Source organism: Pseudomonas sp. PGPPP1, from assembly GCF_002255865.1.
GTDB classification, from domain to species: domain Bacteria; phylum Pseudomonadota; class Gammaproteobacteria; order Pseudomonadales; family Pseudomonadaceae; genus Aquipseudomonas; species Aquipseudomonas cremoris.
This window is the reverse complement of record NZ_NKIG01000013.1, coordinates 139,128-165,772: the sequence shown is the minus strand read 5'-3', so window position 1 is coordinate 165,772 and position 26,645 is coordinate 139,128. Positions and strand designations below refer to the sequence as shown.

At 59.8% G+C, this 26,645-nt stretch carries 21 protein-coding genes and 3 tRNA genes; 16 read left to right on the top strand and 8 right to left on the bottom strand.

Annotation, left to right across the window (positions count from 1 at the left end):
• Positions 1 to 47 precede the first annotated feature (47 nt).
• From CFE47_RS16380 to CFE47_RS16335, 10 genes are all read left to right on the top strand, one after another.
• Positions 48 to 123 (top strand) — tRNA-His (locus CFE47_RS16380).
• Positions 124 to 180: 57 nt separating this feature from the next.
• Positions 181 to 265: transfer RNA gene (locus CFE47_RS16375), tRNA-Leu, on the top strand.
• Positions 266 to 344: 79 nt separating this feature from the next.
• Positions 345 to 420, top strand: a tRNA-His gene (locus tag CFE47_RS16370).
• A gap of 399 nt (positions 421 to 819) precedes the next feature.
• On the top strand, positions 820 to 2,130 hold the full coding sequence (tig, locus tag CFE47_RS16365; RefSeq protein ID WP_286838502.1) for a trigger factor: 1,311 nt from the start codon (positions 820 to 822) through the stop codon (positions 2,128 to 2,130).
• A gap of 91 nt (positions 2,131 to 2,221) precedes the next feature.
• Positions 2,222 to 2,857: an ATP-dependent Clp endopeptidase proteolytic subunit ClpP gene (clpP, locus tag CFE47_RS16360; protein ID WP_017736926.1), complete on the top strand. Its 636-nt coding sequence runs from the start codon at positions 2,222 to 2,224 to the stop codon at positions 2,855 to 2,857.
• Positions 2,858 to 2,969: 112 nt separating this feature from the next.
• Entirely contained in the window at positions 2,970 to 4,253 is a 1,284-nt protein-coding gene (gene clpX, locus CFE47_RS16355; RefSeq protein ID WP_286838499.1) for an ATP-dependent Clp protease ATP-binding subunit ClpX, read from the top strand.
• A gap of 174 nt (positions 4,254 to 4,427) precedes the next feature.
• The gene (lon, locus tag CFE47_RS16350) at positions 4,428 to 6,824 is read left to right on the top strand and encodes an endopeptidase La (protein ID WP_135288929.1); all 2,397 of its coding nucleotides are present in this window, start codon (positions 4,428 to 4,430) and stop codon (positions 6,822 to 6,824) included.
• Positions 6,825 to 6,957: 133 nt separating this feature from the next.
• Complete coding sequence (locus CFE47_RS16345; protein WP_221034285.1) at positions 6,958 to 7,245, top strand: HU family DNA-binding protein; 288 nt, start codon at positions 6,958 to 6,960, stop codon at positions 7,243 to 7,245.
• A 229-nt stretch (positions 7,246 to 7,474) separates the two neighbouring features.
• Positions 7,475 to 9,349 (top strand): SurA N-terminal domain-containing protein, encoded by a 1,875-nt coding sequence (locus tag CFE47_RS16340; protein ID WP_286838497.1) that lies wholly within the window; start codon positions 7,475 to 7,477, stop codon positions 9,347 to 9,349.
• Positions 9,350 to 9,461: 112 nt separating this feature from the next.
• The gene (locus CFE47_RS16335) at positions 9,462 to 9,986 is read left to right on the top strand and encodes a GNAT family N-acetyltransferase (RefSeq protein ID WP_286838494.1); all 525 of its coding nucleotides are present in this window, start codon (positions 9,462 to 9,464) and stop codon (positions 9,984 to 9,986) included.
• Here the strand turns inward: CFE47_RS16335 and CFE47_RS16330 are convergent.
• Positions 9,933 to 11,126, bottom strand: coding sequence for an MFS transporter (locus CFE47_RS16330; protein WP_286838492.1), 1,194 nt, complete (start codon positions 11,124 to 11,126; stop codon positions 9,933 to 9,935). The two genes, CFE47_RS16335 and CFE47_RS16330, sit on opposite strands and share 54 nt — an antisense overlap.
• Before the next feature lie 116 nt (positions 11,127 to 11,242).
• On the opposite strand from CFE47_RS16330, the gene CFE47_RS16325 reads away from it, so the two are divergent.
• Both CFE47_RS16325 and CFE47_RS16320 read left to right on the top strand, forming a co-directional pair.
• The gene (locus tag CFE47_RS16325; protein WP_286838491.1) at positions 11,243 to 12,142 is read left to right on the top strand and encodes a LysR family transcriptional regulator; all 900 of its coding nucleotides are present in this window, start codon (positions 11,243 to 11,245) and stop codon (positions 12,140 to 12,142) included.
• 89 nt (positions 12,143 to 12,231) lie between these two features.
• Entirely contained in the window at positions 12,232 to 13,011 is a 780-nt protein-coding gene (locus CFE47_RS16320) for a DUF2242 domain-containing protein (protein ID WP_185706419.1), read from the top strand.
• A 1-nt stretch (position 13,012) separates the two neighbouring features.
• Here CFE47_RS16320 and aceE read toward each other — a convergent pair whose 3' ends face one another.
• Positions 13,013 to 15,673, bottom strand: coding sequence for a pyruvate dehydrogenase (acetyl-transferring), homodimeric type (gene aceE / locus CFE47_RS16315; protein ID WP_286838489.1), 2,661 nt, complete (start codon positions 15,671 to 15,673; stop codon positions 13,013 to 13,015).
• 145 nt (positions 15,674 to 15,818) lie between these two features.
• On the opposite strand from aceE, the gene CFE47_RS16310 reads away from it, so the two are divergent.
• Positions 15,819 to 16,289: a MarR family winged helix-turn-helix transcriptional regulator gene (locus CFE47_RS16310; protein WP_286838487.1), complete on the top strand. Its 471-nt coding sequence runs from the start codon at positions 15,819 to 15,821 to the stop codon at positions 16,287 to 16,289.
• Positions 16,290 to 16,336: 47 nt separating this feature from the next.
• On the opposite strand, the gene CFE47_RS16305 is transcribed toward CFE47_RS16310, so the two are convergent.
• From CFE47_RS16305 to CFE47_RS16295, 3 genes are all read right to left on the bottom strand, one after another.
• Positions 16,337 to 17,329, bottom strand: coding sequence for a transketolase-like TK C-terminal-containing protein (locus CFE47_RS16305; protein WP_286838484.1), 993 nt, complete (start codon positions 17,327 to 17,329; stop codon positions 16,337 to 16,339).
• A gap of 333 nt (positions 17,330 to 17,662) precedes the next feature.
• Positions 17,663 to 18,697, bottom strand: coding sequence for an AraC family transcriptional regulator (locus CFE47_RS16300; protein WP_286838481.1), 1,035 nt, complete (start codon positions 18,695 to 18,697; stop codon positions 17,663 to 17,665).
• Positions 18,694 to 19,824: a carbon-nitrogen hydrolase family protein gene (locus CFE47_RS16295; protein WP_185706424.1), complete on the bottom strand. Its 1,131-nt coding sequence runs from the start codon at positions 19,822 to 19,824 to the stop codon at positions 18,694 to 18,696. The genes CFE47_RS16300 and CFE47_RS16295 overlap by 4 nt, the downstream gene beginning before the upstream one ends.
• Before the next feature lie 212 nt (positions 19,825 to 20,036).
• On the opposite strand from CFE47_RS16295, the gene CFE47_RS16290 reads away from it, so the two are divergent.
• Positions 20,037 to 22,076: an NADPH-dependent 2,4-dienoyl-CoA reductase gene (locus CFE47_RS16290; RefSeq protein WP_286838479.1), complete on the top strand. Its 2,040-nt coding sequence runs from the start codon at positions 20,037 to 20,039 to the stop codon at positions 22,074 to 22,076.
• Positions 22,077 to 22,134: 58 nt separating this feature from the next.
• A complete protein-coding gene (locus tag CFE47_RS16285; RefSeq protein WP_286838477.1) occupies positions 22,135 to 23,019 on the top strand; it encodes a 1-aminocyclopropane-1-carboxylate deaminase/D-cysteine desulfhydrase in 885 nt (294 codons plus the stop codon).
• Here the strand turns inward: CFE47_RS16285 and CFE47_RS16280 are convergent.
• The 3 genes from CFE47_RS16280 to CFE47_RS16270 form a co-directional block, all read right to left on the bottom strand.
• Positions 23,009 to 23,566, bottom strand: a complete 558-nt coding sequence (locus CFE47_RS16280; protein ID WP_286838475.1) for a cytochrome b — start codon at positions 23,564 to 23,566, stop codon at positions 23,009 to 23,011. The genes CFE47_RS16285 and CFE47_RS16280 overlap by 11 nt on opposite strands.
• Before the next feature lie 113 nt (positions 23,567 to 23,679).
• Positions 23,680 to 24,507, bottom strand: coding sequence for a phosphonoacetaldehyde hydrolase (gene phnX / locus CFE47_RS16275; protein WP_286838473.1), 828 nt, complete (start codon positions 24,505 to 24,507; stop codon positions 23,680 to 23,682).
• Entirely contained in the window at positions 24,504 to 25,631 is a 1,128-nt protein-coding gene (locus tag CFE47_RS16270) for a 2-aminoethylphosphonate--pyruvate transaminase (RefSeq protein WP_286838470.1), read from the bottom strand. Before CFE47_RS16270 ends, phnX begins: the two co-directional genes overlap by 4 nt.
• 110 nt (positions 25,632 to 25,741) lie before the next feature.
• Here CFE47_RS16270 and CFE47_RS16265 point away from each other — a divergent pair, with 110 nt between their 5' ends.
• Positions 25,742 to 26,599: a LysR substrate-binding domain-containing protein gene (locus CFE47_RS16265; RefSeq protein ID WP_286838468.1), complete on the top strand. Its 858-nt coding sequence runs from the start codon at positions 25,742 to 25,744 to the stop codon at positions 26,597 to 26,599.
• The last annotated feature ends 46 nt before the right edge of the window (positions 26,600 to 26,645 follow it).

Genomic DNA, 26,645 nt, shown 5'->3' with positions numbered 1-26,645 from the left:
CTGCCGGGTGCGCCATTAGGCAGCTTTGGCACAAGTAGCGCTATATGGTGGGCGTAGCTCAGTTGGTAGAGCACGGGATTGTGACTCCCGTTGTCGAGGGTTCGATCCCCTTCGTCCACCCCATATTCTGAAAAGGCGCCAGATTAATCGTCTGGCGCCTTTGCTTTAAGAGCTTCAAGCGCGGATGTGGTGGAATTGGTAGACACACTGGATTTAGGTTCCAGCGCCGCGAGGCGTAAGAGTTCGAGTCTCTTCATCCGCACCAATTTCAAGGCGTCGCCCTACCGTCAGGTAAGGTGAGGTTCAACAAAGAAGATGTATGAGTTCTTTGTTAATGCAATATGGTGGGCGTAGCTCAGTTGGTAGAGCACGGGATTGTGACTCCCGTTGTCGAGGGTTCGATCCCCTTCGTCCACCCCATATTCGAAAGGCGCCAGATTTAACAGTCTGGCGCCTTTTTTGGTTTTAGCGGTTCTGATATTCGCGACTGCAGGTGTTGGGTCGCAGCGGCAGGGCGTTTCATCGTATTTATGTGTCTCGATGATGCCGCGCTGCCTGCTCGCCCTGTTTGCGGGGTGGGCCGTCAGGGAGATGGATGACGACCTCTTCTATATATAGAAGGGGCGGCGCAGAGCCCTGGCGTGATGGGATGTATTTGTCACCGGGGCGAGGTACTTCAGTGCCTTCGTACCGATAAATTGCCGGCTGTTTTCGGGTGAGTTTCCAGTAGGGTGACTTCTTGAGTTTGACCCACTAGAATGCATGCCCTTGATTGGGGTCGGAAATGGCCGGCTAACGTCTGTGCAACGAGGAATATCCATGCAAGTTTCTGTTGAAAATACTACTGCTATCGAACGTCGCCTGAGCATCACCGTTCCGGCTGAGCGTATCGAGACTGCGGTCAACAAGCGTCTGCAGCAGACTGCCCAGAAGGCCAAGATCGCTGGTTTCCGTCCAGGCAAAGTGCCAATGAGCGAAATCAAGCGCCGTTTTGGTGCTGATGCGCGTCAGGAAGCTGTTGGCGACGTGATCCAGGCTTCTTTTTACGAGGCTGTTGTTGAGCACAAGCTGAACCCAGCTGGTTCGCCTTCGATCGAGCCTAAGTCCCTGGAAGTTGGCAAGGACCTGGAATACGTCGCTACTTTCGAAGTATTCCCAGAGTTCACCGTTGCCGGTTTCGAGTCCATCGCCGTAGAGCGCCTGAGCGCTGAAGTGGCTGATGCCGACCTGGACAACATGCTGGAAATCCTGCGCAAGCAGAACACTCGTTTCGAAGCGGTCGATCGTGCTGCCCAGAACGAAGACCAACTGAACATCGATTTCGTTGGCAAGGTTGACGGCGAAGTATTCGCTGGCGGCTCCGCCAAGGGTACTCAGCTGGTGCTGGGTTCCAACCGCATGATCCCGGGTTTCGAAGACGGTCTGGTTGGCGCTAAAGCCGGCGAAGAGCGCGTTCTGAACCTGACTTTCCCTGCTGACTACCAGAACCTGGACCTGGCTGGCAAAGCCGCCGAGTTCACCGTGACCGTCAACAGCGTTTCCGAGCCTAAGCTGCCAGAGCTGAACGAAGAGTTCTTCGCTCAATTCGGTATCAAGGAAACCGGTATCGAAGGCTTCCGCACCGAAGTTCGCAAGAACATGGAGCGCGAACTGCGTCAGGCCATCAAGTCCAAGGTCAAGAACCAGGTTATGGACGGCCTGCTGGCTGCCAACCCGATCGAAGTGCCTAAGGCGCTGCTGTCCAACGAAGTGGATCGCCTGCGCGTACAAGCTGTTCAGCAGTTTGGTGGCAACATCAAGCCTGACCAACTGCCGGCCGAGCTGTTCGAAGAACAAGCCAAGCGCCGTGTCGTGCTGGGTCTGGTTGTGGCTGAAGTGGTCAAGCAATTCGACCTCAAGCCTGACGAAGATCGCGTTCGCGAAATGATCCAGGAAATGGCTTCGGCCTACCAGGAGCCTGAGCAGGTCGTGGCTTGGTACTACAAGAACGACCAACAGCTGAACGAAGTACGTTCGGTTGTGCTGGAAGAACAAGTTGTGGATACTGTTCTGCAGAAGGCTAAGGTGACCGACAAAGCGGTCTCTTACGAAGAAGCAGTCAAACCGGCGGAAGCAGCACAAGCCGACTGATTGTCCAACTCGTTGGAAATACAACCATAAGCCAGCCTCGCGCTGGCTTATGCGTTTTCAAGACATGACTATTTGGGAGTAACTGCAGAGCATGTTCCGTAATTCCTATATTCAGCAGAACTCTGATATCCAGGCCGCTGGCGGCCTGGTCCCGATGGTTGTCGAGCAGTCCGCTCGTGGCGAACGCGCCTACGACATCTACTCGCGCCTGCTCAAGGAGCGAGTGATCTTTCTGGTGGGCCCTGTAGAGGACTACATGGCCAACCTGATCTGTGCGCAACTGCTGTTCCTTGAAGCGGAAAACCCGGACAAGGACATCCATCTCTACATCAACTCCCCAGGCGGTTCGGTGACAGCGGGCATGTCGATCTACGACACCATGCAGTTCATCAAGCCAAACGTATCGACCACCTGCATCGGCCAGGCCTGCAGCATGGGCGCTTTCCTGCTGACCGCGGGTGCCGAGGGCAAGCGTTTCTGTCTGCCGAACTCCCGCGTGATGATTCACCAGCCACTGGGCGGTTTCCAGGGTCAGGCGTCGGACATCGAAATCCACGCCAAGGAAATCCTGTTTATTCGTGAGCGTCTCAACACGCTGATGGCCAAGCACAGCGGGCGCACCCTGGAAGAAATCGAGCGCGACACCAACCGCGACAATTTCATGAGCGCCGAAGCCGCACGTGATTATGGGTTGATCGACGCAGTGATCGACAAGCGCCCCGCTTAATATAAGCCGCTCAAAATAGGGCTGGTCGGCATGTCCGACCACTGGCGGGCTTGAAAAAGCCCGCATAAGCCTTCATCTTGTGTTGCAAGCCTATCGGATTTGGATCGAACGAATGACTGACACCCGCAACGGCGAGGACAACGGCAAGCTGCTCTATTGCTCCTTCTGCGGCAAAAGCCAGCATGAAGTACGCAAATTGATTGCCGGCCCCTCGGTGTTTATCTGCGACGAGTGCGTCGACCTGTGCAATGACATCATCCGCGAGGAGGTGCAGGAAGCCCAGGCCGAGAGCAGTGCGCATAAATTGCCTTCGCCTAAAGAAATCAGCGGCATCCTTGACCAGTACGTGATTGGTCAAGAGCGTGCAAAGAAGGTTCTGGCCGTAGCGGTATACAACCACTACAAGCGCTTGAACCAGCGTGACAAGAAAGGCGACGAAGTCGAGCTCGGCAAGAGCAACATCTTGCTGATCGGTCCTACAGGCTCGGGTAAAACCCTGCTTGCAGAAACCCTCGCTCGTCTGCTGAACGTTCCGTTTACCATTGCCGACGCCACCACCCTCACCGAGGCTGGCTACGTGGGTGAGGACGTCGAGAACATCATTCAGAAGCTGCTGCAGAAGTGCGACTACGACGTAGAGAAGGCCCAGATGGGTATTGTCTACATCGACGAAATCGACAAGATTTCGCGCAAGTCCGACAACCCGTCGATCACACGGGATGTTTCCGGTGAAGGCGTGCAGCAAGCCCTGTTGAAACTGATCGAAGGCACGGTTGCTTCCGTACCGCCACAAGGCGGCCGCAAGCACCCACAGCAGGAATTCCTTCAGGTTGATACGCGCAACATCCTGTTTATCTGTGGCGGTGCGTTCTCCGGTCTGGAAAAAGTTATCCAGCAGCGTTCGACCCGTGGCGGCATTGGTTTCAGTGCCGAAGTACGCAGCAAGGAAGAAGGCAAGAAGGTAGGCGAGTCCCTGCGTGAAGTCGAGCCTGACGATCTGGTCAAGTTCGGTCTGATCCCGGAATTCGTAGGCCGTCTGCCGGTCCTGGCGACGTTGGACGAGCTGGATGAGGCTGCTCTGATTCAGATCCTCACCGAGCCGAAGAACGCCCTGACCAAGCAATACGCCAAGCTGTTCGAAATGGAAGGGGTAGACCTCGAATTCCGTACCGACGCGCTCAAATCGGTGGCCAAGCGGGCACTGGAGCGTAAAACCGGTGCACGTGGTTTGCGTTCGATCCTCGAAGGCGTGTTGCTCGACACCATGTACGAAATCCCCTCGCAGTCTGAGGTGAGTAAAGTGGTGATTGATGAAAGCGTTATAGAGGGTAGGTCCAAGCCACTGTATATCTACGAAAACAGTGAGCCGGCTGCCAAGGCTGCGCCAGACGCGTAAGCGTTTTGCAGTTGCGGTACAAACAAGGGGCCTTTAGGGGCCCCTTTGTTTTTGAAGCGTTTTTTGTCGTGAGATGTTTCCTGCGTTTAACTGCTGGCAATAAGCTTGTTTTTTTTGCATGCAGCCCCCATCTTGGTTTCAGGCTTATTTTTCATCTGTCATAGAGGCGAAATCATGAAGACCACCATCGAATTGCCTCTCCTGCCGTTGCGTGATGTCGTCGTCTATCCGCACATGGTTATCCCGCTGTTCGTGGGGCGCGAGAAGTCTATCGAAGCCCTTGAGGCAGCGATGACGGGCGACAAGCAGATCCTGCTGTTGGCCCAAAGAAATCCTGCCGATGATGATCCGGGCGAAGACGCCCTGTATCGCGTCGGCACCATTGCGACTGTTTTGCAGCTGCTCAAGCTGCCCGATGGCACCGTCAAGGTGCTGGTGGAAGGTGAGCAACGCGGCGCGGTCGAGCGCTTCATGGAGGTGGACGGCCACCTGCGCGCCGAAGTGGCGCTGATCGACGAAGTCGAAGCCCCTGAGCGTGAGTCCGAAGTCTTTGTACGCAGCCTGCTCTCGCAGTTCGAGCAGTATGTGCAGTTGGGCAAGAAGGTCCCGGCTGAAGTCCTGTCGTCCCTCAACAGTATCGATGAGCCAAGCCGCCTGGTGGACACCATGGCTGCGCACATGGCGCTGAAGATCGAGCAGAAGCAGGACATTCTCGAAATTATCGACCTGTCGGCCCGTGTTGAACACGTGTTGGCGCTGCTGGATGCCGAAATCGACTTGCTGCAAGTTGAAAAACGCATCCGTGGTCGTGTGAAGAAACAAATGGAGCGTAGCCAGCGCGAGTACTACCTGAATGAGCAGATGAAGGCCATTCAGAAGGAACTCGGCGACAGCGAGGAAGGCCACAACGAAATCGAAGAGCTGAAAAAGCGCATCGACGCCGCAGGCCTACCGAAAGACGCTCTGACCAAAGCCACTGCCGAGTTGAACAAGCTCAAGCAAATGTCGCCGATGTCAGCTGAAGCCACCGTGGTTCGCTCCTACATCGACTGGCTGGTGCAGGTGCCGTGGAAAGCCCAGACCAAAGTGCGCCTGGACTTGGCGCGTGCCGAGGACATCCTCGACGCTGACCACTATGGTCTTGAAGAGGTCAAGGAACGCATCCTCGAATACCTCGCCGTGCAAAAGCGCGTGAAGAAGATTCGTGGTCCCGTGTTGTGCCTGGTTGGCCCGCCTGGTGTGGGTAAAACCTCCTTGGCGGAGTCGATTGCCAACGCCACCAACCGTAAATTCGTGCGTATGGCCCTTGGTGGTGTGCGTGACGAAGCCGAAATTCGTGGTCATCGCCGTACTTATATCGGTTCGATGCCAGGAAGATTGATTCAAAAGATGACAAAGGTGGGTGTGCGCAACCCGCTGTTCCTGCTCGATGAAATCGACAAAATGGGCAGCGACATGCGTGGCGATCCGGCGTCCGCTCTGCTGGAAGTGCTCGACCCCGAGCAGAACCACAATTTCAACGATCATTACTTGGAAGTCGACTACGACCTGTCCGACGTAATGTTCCTGTGCACCTCCAACTCCATGAACATCCCGCCAGCTTTGCTGGACCGGATGGAGGTGATTCGTCTACCGGGTTACACCGAAGACGAGAAGATCAACATCGCGGTCAAATACCTCGCGCCCAAGCAGACTTCGGCCAACGGCCTGAAGAAAGGCGAGATCGAATTTGAGGTCGAGGCGATCCGTGACATCGTGCGCTACTACACCCGCGAGGCCGGTGTACGGGGCCTGGAGCGCCAGATTGCGAAGATCTGCCGTAAGGCGGTCAAGGAGCATGCGCTGGAAAAACGCTTCTCGGTGAAGGTGACGGCGGATTCCCTGGAGCACTTCCTGGGCGTACGTAAATTCCGTTACGGCCTGGCTGAGCAGCAGGATCAAGTCGGGCAGGTGACAGGCTTGGCGTGGACTCAGGTGGGCGGCGAGTTGCTGACTATCGAAGCCGCAGTGATCCCGGGCAAGGGGCAACTGATCAAGACCGGTTCCCTCGGTGACGTGATGGTCGAGTCCATCACAGCCGCGCAGACCGTGGTGCGCAGCCGCGCCAAGAGCCTGGGGATCCCCCTGGACTTCCACGAGAAGCACGACACCCACATCCACATGCCGGAAGGGGCGACGCCCAAAGACGGCCCTAGCGCTGGCGTGGGCATGTGCACGGCCCTGGTATCGGCGTTGACCGGCATTCCGGTGCGTGCTGATGTGGCAATGACGGGTGAAATCACCTTGCGTGGCCAAGTACTGGCCATTGGTGGCCTTAAAGAGAAATTGCTGGCCGCACATCGGGGTGGCATCAAGACCGTGATCATTCCCGAAGAGAATGTTCGCGACTTGAAGGAAATTCCTGACAATATCAAGCAAGATCTGCAGATTAAACCGGTTAAATGGATTGACGAGGTCCTGCAAATTGCGCTGCAATACGCGCCGGAGCCCTTGCCGGATGTGGCTCCGGAGATAGTTGCAAAGGACGAAAAACGCGAGTCTGATTCCAAGGAAAGAATTAGCACGCATTAATGCGGTTAAGCCTGGGGGCTTCCTTGACAGCTTTTTAGAGCCCTTGTTATAAAGCGGCTCTTAAGTGTCTGTAGGCCATTCAGCACTGGTTTTTGCTTTCACCAAAAAACTTAGAATCATACTCAATAGATATATAAGGGGACTTAGAGTGAACAAGTCGGAACTGATTGATGCTATCGCTGCATCCGCTGATATCCCGAAAGCTGCTGCTGGCCGTGCGCTGGATGCAGTAATCGAATCCGTCACTGGCGCTCTGAAGGCCGGCGACTCCGTGGTACTGGTAGGCTTCGGTACTTTCTCTGTGACTGACCGCCCAGCTCGCACTGGCCGTAACCCACAGACTGGCAAAGCACTGCAAATCGCTGCTGCCAAGAAACCAGGTTTCAAAGCCGGTAAAGCCCTGAAAGAAGCCGTTAACTAAGCTTCGCTCAAGCCTTACCTACCCGGGTCGAACGCAGGTTCGACCTGGCAGCGGAGCGGCAGCTGACCCACGTATCCATCGGGTCGCCACGCCGGGGGGAGAAATCAAGCCCCCGTCCGCTCCGCCAGTTGCGAGAAGGCGCATCCTAGGATGCGCCTTTCTTATATCCGTACTCTACCCACGCTCCACGGTTGCCTATTTTTGAAGATCAACCGTTTCTGGGGGACGCATGCTGCAAAATATCAGGGACAATTCACAAGGCTGGATTGCCAAGACCATTATCGGGATCATCGTCGCGTTGATGGCGTTCACCGGTATCGAAGCCATTTTCCAGGCTTCGGGTAACAACAAGCAGGACGTGGCCAAGGTCAACGGTGAAGAAATCACCCAGACCGAGCTGAGCCAGGCCGTCGACATGCAACGTCGCCAGCTGATGCAACAGCTGGGCAAGGATTTCGATGCTTCGCTGCTGGATGAAAAATTGCTGCGCGAAGCGGCCCTTAAAGGTCTGATCGATCGCAAGCTGCTGCTGCAAGGCGCGGCTGATTCCAAGTTTGGCTTCTCTGAAGCGGCACTGGACCAGGTGATCCTGCAGACTCCGGAATTCCAGGTGGACGGCAAGTTCAGCGCCGAACGCTTTGACCAGGTGATCCGTCAACTGGGCTACAGCCGCATGCAGTTCCGTCAGATGCTGACTCAGGAAATGCTGATCGGCCAGGTTCGTGCAGGTATCGCCGGTAGCGGTTTCGTGACCGACGCCGAGGTGCTGGCATTTGCCCGTCTGGAAAAACAGACCCGCGACTTCGCCACCGTCAACATCAAGGCCAACCCTGCGGCGGTGAAGATCACCGACGACGAGGTCAAGGCTTACTACGACCAGCACGCCAAAGAGTTCATGACGCCGGATCAAGTGGTCATCGACTACCTGGAACTGAAGAAGTCGTCTTTCTTCGACCAGGTGACCGTCAAGGACGATGAACTGCAGGCTGCCTATCAGAAAGAAACCGCCAACCTCGCTGAACAGCGTCGTGCGGCGCACATCCTGATTGAAGTCAACGACAAGGTCACTGACGCCCAAGCCAAGGCCAAGATCGAAGAGATCCAGGCACGCCTGGCCAAAGGCGAGAAGTTCGAGGCCCTGGCCAAGGAGTTCTCCCAAGACCCAGGTTCGGCCAGCAATGGTGGTGACCTTGGCTTTGCCGGCCCAGGCGTCTACGACCCGGACTTCGAAACCGCCTTGTACGCGTTGAACAAGGACCAGGTTTCGGCACCGGTGCGTAGCACCTTTGGTTGGCACCTGATCAAGCTGCTGGGCGTTGAAGCACCTCAAGTGCCGACCTTTGCCAGCCTGAAAGACAAGCTGACCAAAGAGCTCAAGACCCAACAGGTTGAGCAGCGTTATGTCGAGGCGACCAAGCAATTGGAAGACGCGGCATTCGAAGCCTCCGACCTGGCACAGCCAGCGTCCGACCTGAAGCTGACCGTGCGTACCTCTGCGCCGTTTGGCCGTGAAGGTGGCGAAGGTGTTGCGGCCAATCGTGCCGTGGTCACCGCTGCATTCAGCCCGGAAGTGCTGGATGAAGGTGCCAACAGTTCCGCTATCGAACTGGACCCGGAAACCATCATTGTGCTGCGTGCCAAGGAGCACTTGAAGCCTGCGCAACTGCCGCTGGAAAGCGTCGCTGCAGCGATCCGCACCCAGATGACCAAGGAGCGCGCCAGCGCGGCTGCCAAGGCTCATGCTGACGAGTTGATCGCCAGCCTGCGCGATGGCAAGACCCCGCTGAATCAGCCGGTCGACGGTCAGGCGTGGAAGGTTACCGAAGCTGCTACCCGTAATCAGGAAGCGATCGAGCCTGCCGTGCTGCAAGCCCTGTTCCGCATGCCTAAGCCTGCGGCCAAGGACAAGCCGACCTTCACCACCGTGACCCTGGCCGATGGTAGCCTGGTGATCGTGCGCTTGAATGGTGTTAACGAAGCGGCTGCTCCAACGGACGAAGAAAAAGCGCAAATCCGCCGCTTCCTCGCCTCCCGTGTTGGCCAGCAAGACTTCGCGGCGTACCGCAAGCAGTTGGAAGAAAAGGCTGACATCAAGAAGTTCTGATGTCGCTTTGAACAAGAAGCCCCCGGCCTGAAAAGACCGGGGGCTTTTTTATGTGCGCTAGAGTGAACGTATTGCGCGCGCGAGCGCTATCACCTGGGAAGGAGTGTCGAGCGTGTCGGTTCAAGGAATGGATGGGTGGCTGATTCGCCGCGCCAGTGTGGCGGATGCTCCTGCGGTGCTACAGGTGTTTGACGAAGTGATTGCCTGGTTCGTCGGCATGGGCAATGACGCTCAATGGGGCACTGAGCCCTGGTCTGCTTTGCCCCGGCGGATCGAGCAAGTATCGCAAGCTTGCGCGATGCCGCAAGCGTGGGTCGTCGAGGGTGCTGACGGTTGTATCCTGGCTGCGCTGGTGTTGGGCGAGTCGATGCCCTATGTGCCTGCAGCGACTGAGCCGGAGGTTTATGTGCGATTGTTGATTGCTGCACGTGGCGAGTACGCGCGCGGAGTTGGCCGACGCCTGATGGCCTTTGCCGACGACTGCGCGCGCGCTGCAGGCGTGCAACGCCTACGGGTGGATTGCTATGCAGGTGGGTCCGGTGCGTTGGTACGTTTCTACGAGTCTTGCGGGTATACGCGAATCTCAGTGCTTGACGTGAAGGGATGGCCGGCTCAGTTGTTGGGTCGCCGTCTTTGACGCGCCGATCAGGGCAAGCAACATCAGCAAAATGACTGCCCATGGAAAGGCCGTGACGCCCCAGGCTTGAAGCAGTACACCGCCCGCCAAGCCACCGCCGGCGATGCCCAGGTTCCATACGGTCACCAGCATCGATTGCGCGGCATCGGCTGATTCTCCCGCCGACTTGGCCAGTGCCGTTTGCAGCAATGCCGGCAGGCCGCCAAACGCCAGGCCCCACGATGCGACCGCAAAATAGACGATCGCCGGCACACTGATCCAGAACGCCAGCACTACAGCGATCAGTCCAAATAGCCCACAACTGATCAACAGCAATACGCGCAGCCACCGGTCGATCAGCACGCCAGCCAGCCAGATACTCAGCAGTGCCGCCAGGCCGAACACCAGCAGTACCCGGTCGATTTCCACTGCAATCCCGGCAGGCATTAGCAGTGGGGCGATGTAGGTGTACAGAATGTTGTGGGCCAACACGTAGGTAAAGGTCACCCACAGCACCGGACGAATGCCGGGTAGGGTCAGCACCTGGCGTAACACCATGCGTTTTTCGGCGGGCTGGCCGGCAAAATCCGGGAGCTGCCAACGCGCCCAGACCAGCAGTATCAGTGTCAGCCCGGTCATGATCGCAAAACTCAGGCGCCAGCCGACAACGTTACCCAGCAAGGTGCCGGCTGGCACGCCCAGGGATAAGGCCAGTGGTGCGCCAAGCATCGCCACGGCAATCGCACGACCTTGCAGATGTGGCGCTACCATCCGGCTGGCATAACCAGCCAGCAACGCCCACAGCAGCCCGGCGAATACCCCGGCAAAGAAGCGTGCCACCAGCGTGAGCCCATAGTGACTGGATAAGGCGGTCACGCTGTTAACCAAGGCAAAACCGCCGATGGCGAGCAGCAACAACGGACGTCGACGCCAACCGCGGGTCAGCAACGTCAGGGGGATGGCGGCCAGCAATGAGCCCAACGCGTAGAGGGTGACCAGTTGGCCAACCAGTGCAGGCGACACGCCCAGGCCATCGCCCATCTGTGGCAACAGCCCGGCGGGCATGGCCTCAGTGAGGATGGTAATAAAGCCCGCACTGGCCAGTGCCAGCAAGCCGCCCAGCGGCAGCGTATCCGGGGAGTCGCTAACAAGTGAAGTCATGACGCTGTATCCATGCAAAAGGGCAAGGACGCAGAGTAGGGGGCTGCTGTCTGCGGAAAAACAGGCTAAGGTTCCGAACTTATCGGACACACTCGTCCGTAATGCAGGGTCACATCATGGACAGTTTGGGCAGCCTTTCGGTATTTGTGCAGGTCGCAGAGACCCGCAGTTTCACGGCTGCGGGGCGCGTCTTGGGCGTGTCATCCTCGGCGGTGGGCAAAAGTATCGCGCGTATGGAAGAGCGCCTGGGCGTGCGGTTGTTTCATCGCAGTACGCGCAGTATCACGCTCACCGGCGAAGGCACGTTATTCCTTGAACGCTCGCGGCGTATCCTGGCCGAGGTCGAGGCCGCCGAACGCGAGCTAACCGAAGCCAGTGCGACGCCTCGGGGCAAGTTGCGCATCAGTCTGCCGCAGGTGCGTGGGTTGTTGATGCCGGTGCTCAGCGACTTCATGCGTGCTTACCCTGAGATCGAGCTGGATGTGGATTTTTCCGACCGCATGGTGGACGTGATCGAAGAGGGTTTCGACGCGGTCATTCGCACCGGCAAACCGGAAGATTCACGGCTGATGGCCCGTCACCTGGGGCACTACCAGTTGGTGTTGGTGGGCACCCCGGCTTACTTCCTTCAGCACGGCACTCCGCAGCACCCCCACCACTTGAGCGACCACGCCTGCCTGCGTCACAAATTCTGCGCGACAGGCAAACTGGAGCCTTGGCCATTGCGTCTTGCGCCCGGCGCCGCAGAGCCGGTCTTGCGCGCTCCGTTGGTGAGCACCACCATCGAATCCCTCAACCATGTGGTGCACGAGGGGTTGGGCATTGCCTGCCTGCCGGATTACATGGTCAACAGGGCCGTGGGGGAGGGGGGCCTGCAACGGGTATTGGATGATTACCTGGAGCACCGTGGCAGTTTCTGGATGTTGTGGCCATCAAGCCGCCATGCCTCGGCCAAATTGCGCGTGTTTATTGATCATATGTGTGCAGGGCTTTTTCCTGCAGGCACCGTCGCGTAGGCCTGTGACGTTTTACCGACAGGAATGCGCGCGCCAAGGCCTCGTTCTGTTGCACAATACCGCCCGGACCGTTTTCCTCAGGATTTTCAATGTCGACATCATTTCACTTGCGTAGCCTCGGGCTGGCGCTGGTGCTGGCGGGCGCCGCGGGCTGCTCGTCACCCAAGACCGCTATTTATGAACATGAGAATTTCGACGACTCCGGTACGTTTTCGCGCGATTACCCGGTCAGTGATGTGGCAGCGTGTGAAGCCGCGCGCCGCGCCTTGCTGAGCCAGGGCTACATCATTACCAGCAGCGACCCTAAGCTGGTGGTGGGTAACAAGAGTTTCCAGCAGACCGGCGAGACCCATCTGCAGATCAGCTTCAACGTGGTGTGTGCCGATGATGGCAAAGGCACCAACCATTCGACGATGTTCGCCAACGCCTTGCAGGACCGCTATGCGCTGAAGAAGGTCAACAACTCGGCGAGCCTGGGCGTGGGCGTGTTGGGGTCGGTATCGATGCCGATTGGCTCCACGGATGACTCGATGGTGAAGGTGGCCAGCGAAACCGTGTCCGCACCGAAGTTCTACGAGCGTTACTTTGCGCTGGTGGACGTGTTCTTGCCGCAAGAGGTGAAGAAGGCCGAGCACATTGCCGAGAAGCCAAAGGCTGACTTGGGCGTGCCGGAGCCAAAAGTCGCACCGGCTGCCGAGAAGGTCGAGGCGCCGAAGGCAGAACCCGCAGCGTCGGAGCCGGTCGCACCGCCTGTCGAGCCTGCGCCGATTGCGCCGCATGAAGAGCCGGCCGCCGCGCCCGCGACGACCAACCCAGAACTGCCAGCGCCGACAGAAGCGATTCCACCGCTGCCGACGCCTGCGCAGTAAATCAGACCGCTACGGGGTCGGCCTTGTCGACGTTGATCCCGTAGCGCCTGATCGCCTCACTGACTTTATCGCGGCCGATCACGCCGTCATCCGCCAACGCCTTCAAGGCCGCCAGTGCGATGAAGTAGCGATCTACCTCAAAGAACTCCCGCAAGGTTTCCCGCGTATCCGATTGCCCGAAGCCATCGGTACCCAGCGCGACAAAGCGTCGGCCCGGTACGAATGGGCGGATCTGGTCGGCGAATAGCTTCATGTAATCCGTGGCGATCACCAGCGGTCCAGCTTCGTTGACCAAACATTGTTCCACATAACTCACACGCGGCTCGCTTTCCGGGTGCAGCAGGTTCCAGCGTTCTACCGCATGCCCTTCACGGCGTAACTCGGTGAGGCTGGTTGCGCTCCACACGGCACTGCGCACGGCAAAATCCTTTTCCAGCAACTCAGCGGCGGCGATCACCTCCCGCAGGATCGAACCGCTGCCCATCAGTTGCACCTGTGGCTGTTCGCTTGCGCTCAGTCGGTATATGCCCTTGAGAATCCCATCCTCGACACCTTCGGGCATGGCCGGGTGTGGGTAGTTTTCGTTGAGCAGGGTGATGTAGTAGTAGATGTCCTCCTGTTCGACATACATGCGCCGCATGCCCTCGCGAATAATCACTGCAAGCTCGTAGGCAAAGGTCGGGTCGTAGGACACGCAGCACGGGATCACCGACGACAGAATGTGGCTATGGCCGTCGTCATGCTGCAAGCCTTCGCCCATCAGCGTGGTACGTCCCGCCGTGGCCCCCAGCAGGAAGCCGCGTGCGCGTGCGTCGCCCGCCGCCCAAGCCAGGTCGCCTACGCGCTGGAAGCCGAACATCGAGTAAAAGATGTAAAACGGCACGGTCATCAGGCCGTGGTTGCTGTAGGACGTGCTCGCCGCAATCCATGAGGAAATGGCACCGGATTCGTTCAGGCCTTCCTGCATGATCTGTCCGTCTTTGCTCTCCTTGTAGTAGCTCAATTGCCCGGCGTCCTGTGGGGTATAGAGCTGGCCGACGGCGGAGTGTATGCCGATCTGACGGAACAGGCTTTCCATCCCAAAGGTGCGCGATTCGTCTGGCACGATAGGCACGATCAGTTTGCCCAGGTGCGGGTCCTTGAGCAGGGTGCCGAGGATGCGCACAAAAGCCATGGTGGTGGAGATCGCGCGGTCGCCGGTGTCCTTGAGCTGGGTGGCGAATGCGCTCAGTTCGGGGATCTGCAGCGACTCGACGGCACTGTGGCGCGCGGGTACATAACCGCCCAAGGCTTGACGGCGCGCAGCAAAGTAGCGGGCTTCCTCGCTGTCGGCGGCGGGCTTGATGTACGGGATGTCGGCGAGCTGTTCATCCGCCACTTCCAAGTCGAAACGGTCGCGGAAGGCTTTCACCGCGTCGGCACCCATCTTTTTCAGTTGGTGATTGATGTTTTGGCCTTCGCCGGCTTCGCCCATGCCGAAACCCTTGACGGTCTTTGCCAGGATCACCGTCGGTTGGCCGGTGTGGCGCACAGCGGCAGCGTAGGCGTTGTAGACCTTGTCCGGATCATGCCCGCCCCGTGAGAGTTTCCAGATATCGTCGTCGGACATATCCGCAACCAGCGCAAGCAACTCCGGGTATTTACCGAAGAAGTGTTCGCGCACGTAGGCGCCGTTCTGGGATTTGTAATTTTGATAGTCGCCGTCCACGCACTCCATCATGCGCTGGCGCAATAGGCCGCTCCTGTCCCTTTCCAGCAGGGCATCCCAACCACCGCCCCAGATCACCTTGATCACGTTCCAGCCAGCAGCGCGGTACAGGCTTTCGAACTCTTGGATCACCTTGGCATTGCCGCGCACCGGGCCGTCCAGGCGTTGCAGGTTGCAGTTGACCACGAAGATCAGGTTGTCGAGTTTCTCGCGCCCGGCCAGGGAGATGGCGGCCAGGGATTCCGGCTGGTCCATTTCGCCATCACCGAGGAAGGCCCACACTTTGCGGCCCTGGTGTTGCTTGAGGTCACGAAATTCCAGGTAACGCATGAAGCGCGCCTGGTAAGCGGCTGTGATCGGGCCGAGGCCCATGGACACGGTGGGGAATTGCCAGAAGTCCGGCATCAGCCGTGGGTGCGGGTAGGAGGAAATGCCTTCGCCACCGGCTTCGCGGCGAAAGTTATCCAACTGCGCTTCGCTGATGCGGCCTTCCAGGTAGGCGCGCCCGTAGATGCCTGGGGAGGAGTGGCCCTGGATGTACACCAGGTCGCCGTCGAAGCTGTCGGTACGCCCACGGAAGAAATGGTCGAAACCTACGTCATACAGCACGGCGGCTGACGCATAGGTCGCGATGTGCCCACCCACACCTGAGTGTTTGCCTGCACGCAGTACCATCGCCATGGCGTTCCAGCGGATGTAGGCATTAGTGCGGCGTTCTATGGCCAGGTTGCCGGGGTAGGGCAGTTGGCGGTCCACCGGGATGGTGTTGACGTAGGGGGTGGTGACCCGCCCGTAGAAGTCGCCATGCCGCGCCACGTCGAAATCCAGCAACTGATCGATCAGGTAATGAGCGCGCGGGCGGCCTTCGGTGGACAGCACCGATTCGATGGACTCCAACCACTCGCGGGTTTCCTGTGGATCGTCGTCGCGTCTGACTGCGTTATTCGGGGTCATGTGAGGCTCCAGGGTAGGCGGGTTTCAAGTGGCGGGCTCCTTGTGGGAGTGCCGTCAAAGTAATTGCAATTGCAACTACATGATCGAATCTAGCGCGGGATGAGCTACTATTGCAACCTTCTTGAAATTCCCCGGATGGTGTTGCATGTCGTCGAAAGAGCCTGATGTATGGTTCCGTTTTGTCAGGGCCCACAGGACGGTCATCCGTGAAATCGAACGGCGCCTGGCCGATGCCGGCTTGCCGCCCTATGCCTGGTATGACGCGTTGTGGGGCCTGGAAAGCGGCCCCGACGGCACCCGCCGCATGCACGAACTGGCCGATGTACTGGCTATCGAGCGCTACAACCTGACACGCTTGGTCGACCGCCTGGAAAAGGACGGCCTGGTGGTACGTTCGCGTTCCGACGGCGATGGCCGTGCGGCGTTTGCCACCATCACGGATGCCGGGCGGGTATTACGTAAAGAGATGTGGAAGATCTACGAGAGCACAGTGGATGAGTTGTTCCTGTCGCAAATCGAGCCAGAGCAGCGCCAAGGGTTTGCCGATGTGTTGAAGCGAGCGGCGGGGATGGCGGTGGAGGCGGGTGTGCAGACCCGTGGCCGTCGCAGAATCTAACGAGCAATCGAAAACCCTTGTGGGAGCAGGCAAGCCAGCTCCCACAGTTAATCGCATTCCAGTGCATAACGATTCATCGCTATCTCAACCTGTCGCCAATCCAGGCGCTCTTTCTCCACCAGCGCCCTTAGCGCCGACACCACAACCCAATACCGGCTCGGCGCATGTCCCAGCGCGACAAACCTTGCGTCGACGTACCCCGCCAGTTGATCGACGATCGGCTGCGGATAACCGGTGACGGCAATCACGGGTGCCTCGCTTCCCATAAGGCATTCGCGCAAGTGGCAGCTACGCTTGGTGGCCGTGGGATGCAGGCGATTCCAACGCTCAGCGACGGCTGCCTCGCGCGCTAATCGGGTGTAGCTGGGGCAGCTCCACACTTGCGAAGTCACTCCCCAATCCTGCTCCAGCAATTGCGCTGCCTGGATGACCTCCTCAAGGGCCTGCCCCGCGCCGAGCAATCGAACATCACCATTTGGCCGGCGCTGGAGGGGGTACATACCCTGGAGTGCCGCCTCACGGTCCCTTTCATCCAATGGCATTGCGCGCTCGTGATCATGCAGCGCCAGGTAGTAAAACCCCGGCTGGCCCTCGACATACAAGTTGCGCAACCCGGCCAGCACAATCGCTCGGGCTTCTTCACCGCAGGATGGGTCGTACGGCGTACAGCGTGGGTGGGTGGTCAGCCAAAGAGGCAAGGACGGCTGTGCGCCCTTGGGCCAGGGGGACGGGTGGTTCTCGATGTCGTTGCACAAAATGCCGCGCAGCGCCGTAGCCTCCGACAGGGCACATAACTGCGCCGACGATGCCGCGCTGTGCAGGTACAGCATTGGCTTTTCCGAAGTATTGCGTGCAAACCACGTGGGCCAGTTGCCCAGGCGCCGAGAGCGTGTCTGGCCCCGAATCACCCACGCCTGACGGCTGAGTTCCAGCGTATTGGCCATGGTCATCACGGTGTACAACGGCGAATGGCAGGATTGGCCGGCAGTGTCCAGAGCGTCGAGGCAGAGTTGTGCCGCGTGGGCGGTAGAGGCGGGCATGGGTCGAGTCCCCTGATGGCGAATACCCATACCCTACTGGAGAAATGTATTTGATTGCAATTGCAATGATTGCAATAGTTGGTGAAAACCCAGGTGCTAAATTCCTGCAACGCTGCTACGTTTAATCCTGAAGCGCAGGAACGTCATGGCGTCGACATTTTTTCGTCATGACGGCACTTTAGGCTGGTGATGCAGGTCACTTATCTGCAGCCGCTTTTAATTCAAGAAGGAGTCCAGCATGGACGATTACCAGGAAGAACTGCTCGAGTACCACGCGATTGAGCTGGACCCGCTGGAACCGGCAGACGACGCAACCGAGCTGTAAGACCGACTTCAGGCGGAATGCCGCTGACTGCGGCGAAATTCCCCTGGGGTCTGGTTGTTCCACCGCCTGAACGCCCGTTGAAACGCTTGGGCTGAGGCAAAACCAAGCAGGTAGGCGATTTCGCCGAATGCCAGTTCCGTATCGCGAATGTAGGTCATGGCCAGATCGCGGCGGGTATCGTTGAGAATCGCGCGGAACTGAGTGCCTTCTTCGGCCAGTTTGCGGCGCAGTGTCCAGGTAGGCAGCTTCAAGCGTGCCGCCACTTCTTCCAGGTCGGGTTCCCGGCCACCATTGAGCATCGGCCCGAGCAACCGGGTAATGCGCTCGCGCAGGCTGCGGGTGCGCGTCAACTGCTCCAATTCCCGTTCACACAGCTGCAACAACAGGTGCCAGGTACTGGGACAATGCTGTGGGTTGCGCAATGCCAGGGCGTGCTGGTTCAGACGCAGTTGATTGGACTCGGCGCCGAACAGAAGGTGACCGTCCCCCAACACGCTGTACTGCTCGCTGTAGTCGGGTGCTTCGAACTCGATTTCGATACGTTGCGCCTGCACCGGCTGCTGCACCAACGCCGACAACTGAAACAGCCAGCCGGCGATGATCGAGTCCACCACAAAGCGGTTGTAGGCGTTGTACGGGCTGATGGAATAGAACCGCAGCCAGGCGCCTTCGGCATCTTCATGAAAGCTCGATTGCCCGCGATAATTGGAGCCGTACAGCGCTTCGAAGCGAGTGAGGGCGCGCGCGGCCTCGCGGACATTGGGGGCTTGCGCGGCGGTGACACCCGCAAGCCCCGCCTGGCTCAAACGACTGAGCTGGCCCATGCGCAGGCCCAGGCCGGGGTTGCCGGTGAGTTGGATGCCCGCATGGCCCAAACGCATGTAGCGCGGGATCGACAAGCGTGCCCCGGCCTCGGCGAGGCGCGCTGGATCAAGGCCGTATTGCAGCAGCAGCGGTTGCGGATCCAGGCCGTGGCTTTGAATGGCATCGGCCAGGGTGTGCACGAAGCCCACCGACAGGTCCCCCAGCCGTACCGGCTTCACAACCACACATTCAACAGGCGCGCGCCACGGGCACCGTCGTCGGCGCTGATCTGCCCGTTGCTGCTGAGGAAGCTGTGCCCGGCGGTGCCCAGGTCCCAGAACTGCCCACGCAGGAACACACTCATGCCCGCAGCGGCTTGGCTGATGGGTTGTTGGCTGATCAAGGTCAGGCGACGCCACGCTTCGCCCTCACTGAGTTCTTCGGGCCTGAGGCTGATTTCTGGCGGCGTGGATACGCTTTTGAAGCCGCGCCAAGGCCGGTCCCAAGTGTCGCGACCGAGTACGAACGCCGGCACCGCAATCAATTGCGCGCCTTGCTCGTTGAGCTTGCGGTAGTTGTCGGGGTACCAACTGTCACTGCCAACCAGCACGCCCAAGCGCCCAGCCGGGGTGTCGACCACGCTCACGACGTTTTCGTCGCCGGGTGCGATAAACCCGCGCTCATCGTAGATCGGGTAGAGCTGGCGCTGGGGCTGGCCCACGGGCAAGCCGTCGGCGTTGAACACCAGGCTGGCATTGAACAAAGCGCCATGGCCGACCTGCAATTGTCCCTGGCTCACACTTGGATTGGGCAGGGCGATGGAGCCGGCCACCAGGGTGACGCCAAACTCCTTGGCCAGGCCGCCAAACAGCGCCTGGTAGTCGCGGGCCATGCCGGAAGCCTTCATGCGCAGGTAGGCGTCATCGGTGCGGTTGTCGCCGGTCGCGCTGATCCAGGCGCGGGCAAACTGCAGTGGATTGCTGACGGACAACCAGTTCATCGCGTCCTTTGCATGCAACGCCTGGTACACCTCATTCTTTTCGCCCTTGAGCATCAGCCAGGTGCCGATGTGCTCGGGCAGCACCACGATGGTCTTGTCGTTGATCAACCCCTGGTCGCGGGCCTTTTGCAGGTAGGCCGCGAGTTTCAGGTGCAGGCGCTCCAGGCTCTGGTAATCCGCCGGGAACAGCTCCGGCTGGATGCCCAGCAAGTTGCCGCGATCGGCCGGCAGGCCTTCGTTCACGGCGAGGGTGATCCGCAGGTCCGACAGGTAATGCGCCACGGGGCGCTCCTGGGTCCAGACCAGATACGCGGCGATGGCGGCAACCAAGGCCAGGGAGACGGTAAAAGCTAGAAGTTTACGCATGGGGCAACAGACAACAGACCGTGTGCAGGGTTCGCCGACTAGGGTAGGGCCCGCGCAACGGATTGCCAAGGGGCGCTGTGCATTTGGATCAATAACTTGTCAGTTTCGGTCATTGAGCCGTCGTCCACTGCCTCTTAGTCTGTGGGACATAAACCGATGGCGGGCCATTCGAGCCTGCCACGTCCCGTGATGATCTGTTGTGGAGCTTGACCATGACCGCTGCTGCCTACCCGCATCTGCTGGCCCCGTTGGACCTGGGTTTTACCACCTTGCGCAACCGCACCCTGATGGGCTCGATGCACACTGGCCTGGAAGAAAAGCCCGGTGGTTTCGAGCGCATGGCGGCCTATTTTGCCGAACGTGCCCGTGGCGGCGTGGGCCTGATGGTCACCGGCGGCATTGGTCCAAACGATGAAGGCGGCGTGTACGCGGGGGCGGCCAAGCTGACCACCGACGAAGAAGCGCAAAAGCACAAGATCGTCACCCAGGCGGTGCACGCAGCGGGCGGCAAGATCTGCATGCAGATCCTCCACGCCGGCCGTTATGCCTACAGCCCCAAGCAGGTTGCACCGAGCGCGACCCAGGCGCCGATCAACCCGTTCAAGCCCAAGGAGCTGGACGAAGAGGGTATCGAGAAGCAGATCCAGGACTTTGTCACGTGCTCGCTGCTGGCCCAGGTCGCCGAGTATGACGGCGTGGAAATCATGGGTTCCGAAGGCTACTTCATCAACCAGTTCCTTGCCGCGCACACCAACCATCGCACCGACCGCTGGGGCGGCAGCTATGAAAACCGCATGCGTCTGGCAGTGGAAATCGTGCGTCGGGTGCGGGACGCGGTAGGCCCAAACTTCATTATTATTTTCCGCCTGTCGATGCTCGACCTGGTGGAAGGTGGCAGCACCTGGGAAGAAATCGTGCAGTTGGCCAAGGCCATCGAGAACGCCGGTGCGACCATCATCAACACCGGCATCGGCTGGCACGAAGCGCGAATCCCGACCATCGCCACCAAAGTACCGCGCGGTGCGTTCAGCAAAGTCACTGCCAAGCTGCGCGGCGCCGTGCAGATTCCGCTGATCACCACCAACCGTATCAACACCCCGGAAGTGGCCGAGCAAATCCTGGCCGAAGGCGACGCGGACATGGTCTCGATGGCACGGCCGTTTCTTGCCGACCCGGAGTTCGTCAACAAGGCGGCGGCCGGGCGTGCGGATGAAATCAACACCTGCATCGGTTGCAACCAGGCCTGCCTGGACCACACCTTTGGCGGCAAGCTGACCACCTGCCTGGTCAACCCGCGGGCGTGTTATGAGACTGAGCTGAATTACTTGCCGGTGAAGCAGATCAAGAAAATCGCAGTGGTCGGCGCCGGCCCTGCTGGCCTCGCCGCTGCCACGGTCGCGGCTGAACGTGGCCATCAAGTGACCCTGTTCGACTCTGCCAGCGAGATCGGCGGCCAGTTCAATGTCGCCAAGCGCGTACCGGGCAAGGAAGAGTTCTTCGAAACCCTGCGCTACTTCAAGCGCAAGTTGCAGACCACCCACGTTGAGCTGTGCCTCAACACCCGCGTGGATGTCGAGCAACTCAAGGCGGGCGGCTATGACGAGATCATCCTGGCCACCGGCATTGCACCGCGCACGCCGGCGATTCCCGGCATCGAGAATGCCAAGGTGCTGAGCTACTTGGACGTGATCCTGGAACGCAAACCGGTTGGCAAGCGCGTGGCAGTGATCGGTGCGGGCGGTATTGGTTTCGACGTGTCGGAATTCCTCGTGCACCAAGGCGTGTCTACCAGCCTGGACCGCGAAGCGTTCTGGAAAGAGTGGGGCATCGACACCCAACTGCAAGCCCGTGGCGGCGTGGCCGGTATCAAGCCTGAGCCTCACGCCCCGGCACGTGATGTGTTCCTGCTGCAACGTAAAACCTCCAAGGTCGGCGACGGCCTGGGCAAGACCACCGGCTGGATTCATCGAACCGGCTTGAAGAATAAACACGTGCAGATGCTCAACAGCGTCGAGTACCTGAAAATCGACGATGAAGGCCTTCATATCCGTATTGGTGCCGACGGCGAGCCGCAGGTGTTGGCGGTGGACAACATCGTCATTTGCGCCGGCCAGGACCCGCTGCGCGAGCTGCAGGACGGCCTGGTCGCGGCAGGCCAGAACGTGCACTTGATCGGCGGCGCTGACGTGGCGGCCGAGTTGGATGCCAAGCGCGCTATCAACCAGGGCTCACGCCTCGCTGCCGAGCTGTAAGGCCAAAGGAGGGGCGGTGATAGACTACCGCCTCTTTTTTTGACGCAGATGCACTTCGATGGGCCCCTTCGATTGGCTTCCCAATGCCCCGCTTGAACCCTTGCAGCTCGATTGGCTGCAAGGTGTGGAGTTGGCCGTGTTACGGCTGGACTGTATCGACCCGCTGATCAGCGGCAACAAGTGGTTCAAGCTCACCGGGCACTTGGCCCAAGCGCACTGCGCCCACGGCATCATCAGCCTGGGCGGTGCGTATTCCAATCACCTGCATGCGTTGGCGGCAGCGGGGAAACGCTTTGGTTTTCCCACCGTCGGCCTGTTGCGCGGCAACCCTCAAGAAAACGCCACCATCCACGACCTGAAGGCCTTTGGCATGCAACTGCATTGGCTAGGCTATGGCGGCTATCGTGCGCGGCATGAGCCGGATTTCTGGCAACCGTGGCGCGAGCACTATCCGCATCTTCATCCAGTGCCCGAAGGGGGTGGCGGGCTTGCCGGTGCGGTCGGTTGCGGCGTGCTGCTCGAACAGGCGCGCGCGCAGTTGCACACGTTGGGCTGGGACGATTACGACGCGTGGTGGCTGGCGGCAGGTTCGGGGACCACACTGGCGGGGCTGGTGTTGGCGGAGGCGGGGGCGCACCCGGTTTACGGCGCCATGGCGGTGCCGGATGGCCACGGTATCGCGCAGAACGTGCAGGCTATCGTGCAGGGTGAGTACGAGCTGTTCGACGCTAGCCGAGGCGGTTTCGCCAAGGTCGACCCGGTGTTGCTCGAGTTTATTCAAACCACGGAGCAAGCGTGCGGCTTGCCACTGGAGCCGCTCTACACCGGCAAAGCGCTGTTGGCATTGAAGCAGCAGGTCGAGGCCGGGCGCTTTCGCCCCGGCACCCGCCTGATCTTCATTCATACCGGCGGCCTGCAAGGCCTTCGAGGGTTTAATAGTTAGCGCGCTTACCCGGCATCATCCGCAACGCGGTGTTATCGCGCAGGATGTAGTGGTGATAGATCCCCGCCAACGCGTGCAGCCCAATCAGCCAGTAACCGACCTTGCCGAACAGCACGTGCCAGCCTTCTATTTCCTTGGCCAGCGCCTTGTTTTCGGCGATCAATGGCGGCAACTCGATGCCGTAGAACATCACCGAATGCCCCTCGGCACTGACGATCAGCCAGCCGGCAATCGGCATGCCGATCATCAACGCGTACAACGCAAAATGCATCACGGTTGCCAACAGGCTTTGCCATTGCGGCGGTGCGGGCACGATCTTCGGTGCCATTCCCAGGCTGCGCGCAAACAGGCGCAGCCATACCAGTACAAACACGGTGAGGCCGAACATGAAGTGCATTTCGACGATCAACGTTCGCCCACCACTGCCTTTGGGGAACTGCCCGCGTAACTCAATGCAGGCGTAGACCACCGCCAGCAGCACCACCATCAACCAGTGCAACGCAATCGACATGGTGCTGTAACGCGTATCGGAGTTTTTCCACGGCATCGCTGTGTTCCTCACTCATCAGGTCAAACCTCCGTTCTTTGGCGACGGAGTCCTTTAACTGTATGCCGGTTTTGAGCGCTTTGCCTGGCGCAATGCCGTTGTCTTGACCTCTATCAGTGGCTTTGCGGCATTTCACCGCGGGCCAGGCGCAGGTTGATATCGGCGATCACCGCCGGCAGCTCGTTGATGGTGTCGATCAGGTAGTGCGGGCGTGAACCTTCGAACATCGTTTCGATGCGCGTGCGTTCGCTCGCCAAGGTCGCGGCGTCCAGGGTGCGGAACTGCTCGTAGGTCAGGCCCAGCGCGTTGCCGGAGCAGGTCAACGCCACGGTCCACATCCCCGCGCGGCGACCTTCGAGGATGCCCGGCACGGTGTCGTCGACCTTCACGCAGGCCGCCACATCATCAATGCCCAAGGCAATCACGTTGGCCAGGGCCTGGGCCGGCCAAGGGCGACCGTTGGGCACCTCGTCGGTGGCCACTACATGGTCGGCGATATAGCCGTTGGTGGCGGCCAGGGCGACCACTTTGTCCATGACTTGCTTGGGGTAACCGGAGCAGGAACCGATCTTGATCCCGTTCAGGCGCAGCCGCGTAATAGTGTCGAGGGCGCCGGGAATCAGGGCCGAGTGCTCGGCGATCTTCTCGATTTGCAGTGGCATGAAGCGCTGGTAGATCGCGGTCACGTCATCATCCGTCGGCGTACGGCCCAAGGCCTTGCGGTAGCGTTCAGCAACCTGCGGCTGGTCGCAGAGGGTGCGGATATGGTCCCACTTGCCCATGCCCATCGGGCCACGGGCTTCGTCGATGGACACCTGTACGTCGAACTCGGCAAACGCCTCGACAAAAATCTGCGTGGGGGCGAAGGAGCCGAAGTCGACCACGGTGCCGGCCCAGTCGAGGATCACCGCTTGCAGGGTGTTGGGTTTTTGATAGTTCATGCGTGTGCTCCAGAAGAAGAAAGGGTGATGCCCATGGCCTGCAAGGCGTGTGCAATGGCGGTGACGGCGGCGTGCATGTCGGTGGCATCGACGTGGCCGATGCAGCCCACGCGGAAGGTGTCCACTTGGGTCAATTTGCCCGGATACAAGATAAAACCCTTGGCCTTGACCCGTTCGTAGAACGCCTTGAACTGGTAGCGCGGGTCCTGTGGCGCGTGGAACGTGACGATGATCGGCGCCTGGATCGCTTCGGGCAGGAAGCTGCGCAGGCCCAGTTCGGCCATACCGTCCAGCAGCGCCTGACAGTTACGCGCATAACGTTGATGACGCGCGGGCAAGCCGCCTTCTTCAGTGTATTGCAGCAGCGCTTCGTGCAGGGCTGCGACCACGTGCGTCGGCGGGGTGAAACGCCACTGGCCGGTCTTGGTCATGTAGGCGTGCTGGTCGAACAGGTCCATCGCCAGCGAGTGGCAGTTGCCTTGGGCGGCGGCCAGCGCCTGTTTGTCGGCGAACACAAAACCCATGCCTGGCACGCCTTCCAGGCACTTGCCCGAAGCGGCAATGAGCGCGTCGAACGGCACGGCACGGGCATCGATCGGCAGTGCGCCGAAGGAACTCATGGCGTCGATGATCAGGTACTTGCCGTGGCGTTTCACGACTTGGGCGATCTCGGCCAGCGGGTTGAGGATGCCGGTGCTGGTTTCGCAGTGGATCAACGCGACGTGGGTGATGGCCTTGTCGGCGTGCAGCAGGCGGTCCACGTCGGCTGCGGTGGTGGGTTCGTCTTCGGCGGTTTCGAAGGTACTGAACTCACGTCCCAGCACGTGGCAGATGTTCGCCAGGCGTTTGCCGTAGGCGCCGTTGATCAGTACCAGAACCTTGCCATTGCGCGGCACCAGCGTACCGATGGCGGCCTCGACGGCGAAGGTGCCGCTGCCCTGCAACGGCACGCAATCGTGGCTGTCGGCGCCGTCGATGATTGCCAGCAATTGCTCGCAGACGCTGGCGGTGAGCTGGTTGAAGCGCTCGTCCCATGAACCCCAGTCCACCATCATCGCCTGGCGGGTACGGGCGGAGGTGGTCAGGGGGCCGGGAGTGAGCAGGATGGGCGCAGCGGTGGTCATCACAAATCCTCGCAAAGCTTTGGCTGAATCTACGGCGCCTAAATTGCAGTTTGGCTTGTCATCAATCAAATTGTTTGTTGTTATGCGAGCTATCAGTGAGGCCGATAGCTATGAACCTGTTCCAACTGCGTGCATTCGATGCCGTGGCCCGCGAGGGCAGTTTTACCCGTGCGGCGGCGCGGCTGTTTATCAGCCAACCTGCGGTGACCGGGCATATCAAAGCCCTCGAGGAGCACTACCAGATCCCGTTGCTGCGCCGCACCGCCAGGCGCGTGGAGTTGACCGAGGAGGGCGCACGACTGGCGGCGATTACCCGGGCCATCTTTGGCCTGGTGGACGAAGCGCAGACCCTGCTGGAGGCCAATCGTCAATTACTGACCGGGCGTCTGGAAGTGGCGGCGGACGGCCCGCACCTGGTGATGCCGATGATCGCCAGTCTGCGGGCGCGCTACCCAGGCATCACCGTCAACCTGCGTTTGGGCAATGCCCAGGAAACCCTGGCGGCGCTGCTGTCCGAGCACGCGGACGTGGCGGTGCTCACCGAGGTGGAACCGCGCAGTGGCCTGCATCTGCAGCCCTTGAGCGAATCGCGAATCTGCGCCTTGGTGCCGGCCAATCATCCATGGGCGGCGCAGTCCGGGGGCATCGACCTCGCGCAATTGAACGAAGTGATCATGGTGCTGCGCGAACCCAGTTCCATCACCCGGCGCACCTTCGATGACGCCTGCCAGGCTGCCGGTGTGCAGCCCAAGGTGCTGCTGGAGTTGGACAGCCGCGAGGCGGTCACCGAGGCGGTTGCCGCTGAGTTGGGGGTTGGGGTGGTGTCGTCGATGGAGGTCAGCCCGGACCCGCGAGTCAAGGCCATCCCCTTGCAGGGCGACGGGCTGGTCAACCGGCACATGCTCGGCTGCATGGAGCGCCGCCGCTCATTGCGCCTGATCCAGGCGTTTTTCGAGTGGGTGCCTTGATGGTTTTTTGGTGGAACGAAGGGTTTTTGCGCTATAAACTCTGCCC

Bases quoted from the DNA above. Each gene is read 5' to 3' on its own strand.
- tig (WP_286838502.1), top strand. From the start codon at position 820: ATGCAAGTTTCTGTTGAAAATACTACTGCTATCGAACGTCGCCTGAGC.
- clpP (WP_017736926.1), top strand. From the start codon at position 2,222: ATGTTCCGTAATTCCTATATTCAGCAGAACTCTGATATCCAGGCCGCT.
- clpX (WP_286838499.1), top strand. From the start codon at position 2,970: ATGACTGACACCCGCAACGGCGAGGACAACGGCAAGCTGCTCTATTGC.
- lon (WP_135288929.1), top strand. From the start codon at position 4,428: ATGAAGACCACCATCGAATTGCCTCTCCTGCCGTTGCGTGATGTCGTC.
- CFE47_RS16340 (WP_286838497.1), top strand. From the start codon at position 7,475: ATGCTGCAAAATATCAGGGACAATTCACAAGGCTGGATTGCCAAGACC.
- CFE47_RS16330 (WP_286838492.1), bottom strand. From the start codon at position 11,126: ATGACTTCACTTGTTAGCGACTCCCCGGATACGCTGCCGCTGGGCGGC.
- CFE47_RS16325 (WP_286838491.1), top strand. From the start codon at position 11,243: ATGGACAGTTTGGGCAGCCTTTCGGTATTTGTGCAGGTCGCAGAGACC.
- CFE47_RS16320 (WP_185706419.1), top strand. From the start codon at position 12,232: ATGTCGACATCATTTCACTTGCGTAGCCTCGGGCTGGCGCTGGTGCTG.
- aceE (WP_286838489.1), bottom strand. From the start codon at position 15,673: ATGACCCCGAATAACGCAGTCAGACGCGACGACGATCCACAGGAAACC.
- CFE47_RS16310 (WP_286838487.1), top strand. From the start codon at position 15,819: ATGTCGTCGAAAGAGCCTGATGTATGGTTCCGTTTTGTCAGGGCCCAC.
- CFE47_RS16305 (WP_286838484.1), bottom strand. From the start codon at position 17,329: ATGCCCGCCTCTACCGCCCACGCGGCACAACTCTGCCTCGACGCTCTG.
- CFE47_RS16295 (WP_185706424.1), bottom strand. From the start codon at position 19,824: ATGCGTAAACTTCTAGCTTTTACCGTCTCCCTGGCCTTGGTTGCCGCC.
- CFE47_RS16290 (WP_286838479.1), top strand. From the start codon at position 20,037: ATGACCGCTGCTGCCTACCCGCATCTGCTGGCCCCGTTGGACCTGGGT.
- CFE47_RS16285 (WP_286838477.1), top strand. From the start codon at position 22,135: ATGGGCCCCTTCGATTGGCTTCCCAATGCCCCGCTTGAACCCTTGCAG.
- CFE47_RS16280 (WP_286838475.1), bottom strand. From the start codon at position 23,566: ATGCCGTGGAAAAACTCCGATACGCGTTACAGCACCATGTCGATTGCG.
- phnX (WP_286838473.1), bottom strand. From the start codon at position 24,507: ATGAACTATCAAAAACCCAACACCCTGCAAGCGGTGATCCTCGACTGG.
- CFE47_RS16270 (WP_286838470.1), bottom strand. From the start codon at position 25,631: ATGACCACCGCTGCGCCCATCCTGCTCACTCCCGGCCCCCTGACCACC.
- CFE47_RS16265 (WP_286838468.1), top strand. From the start codon at position 25,742: ATGAACCTGTTCCAACTGCGTGCATTCGATGCCGTGGCCCGCGAGGGC.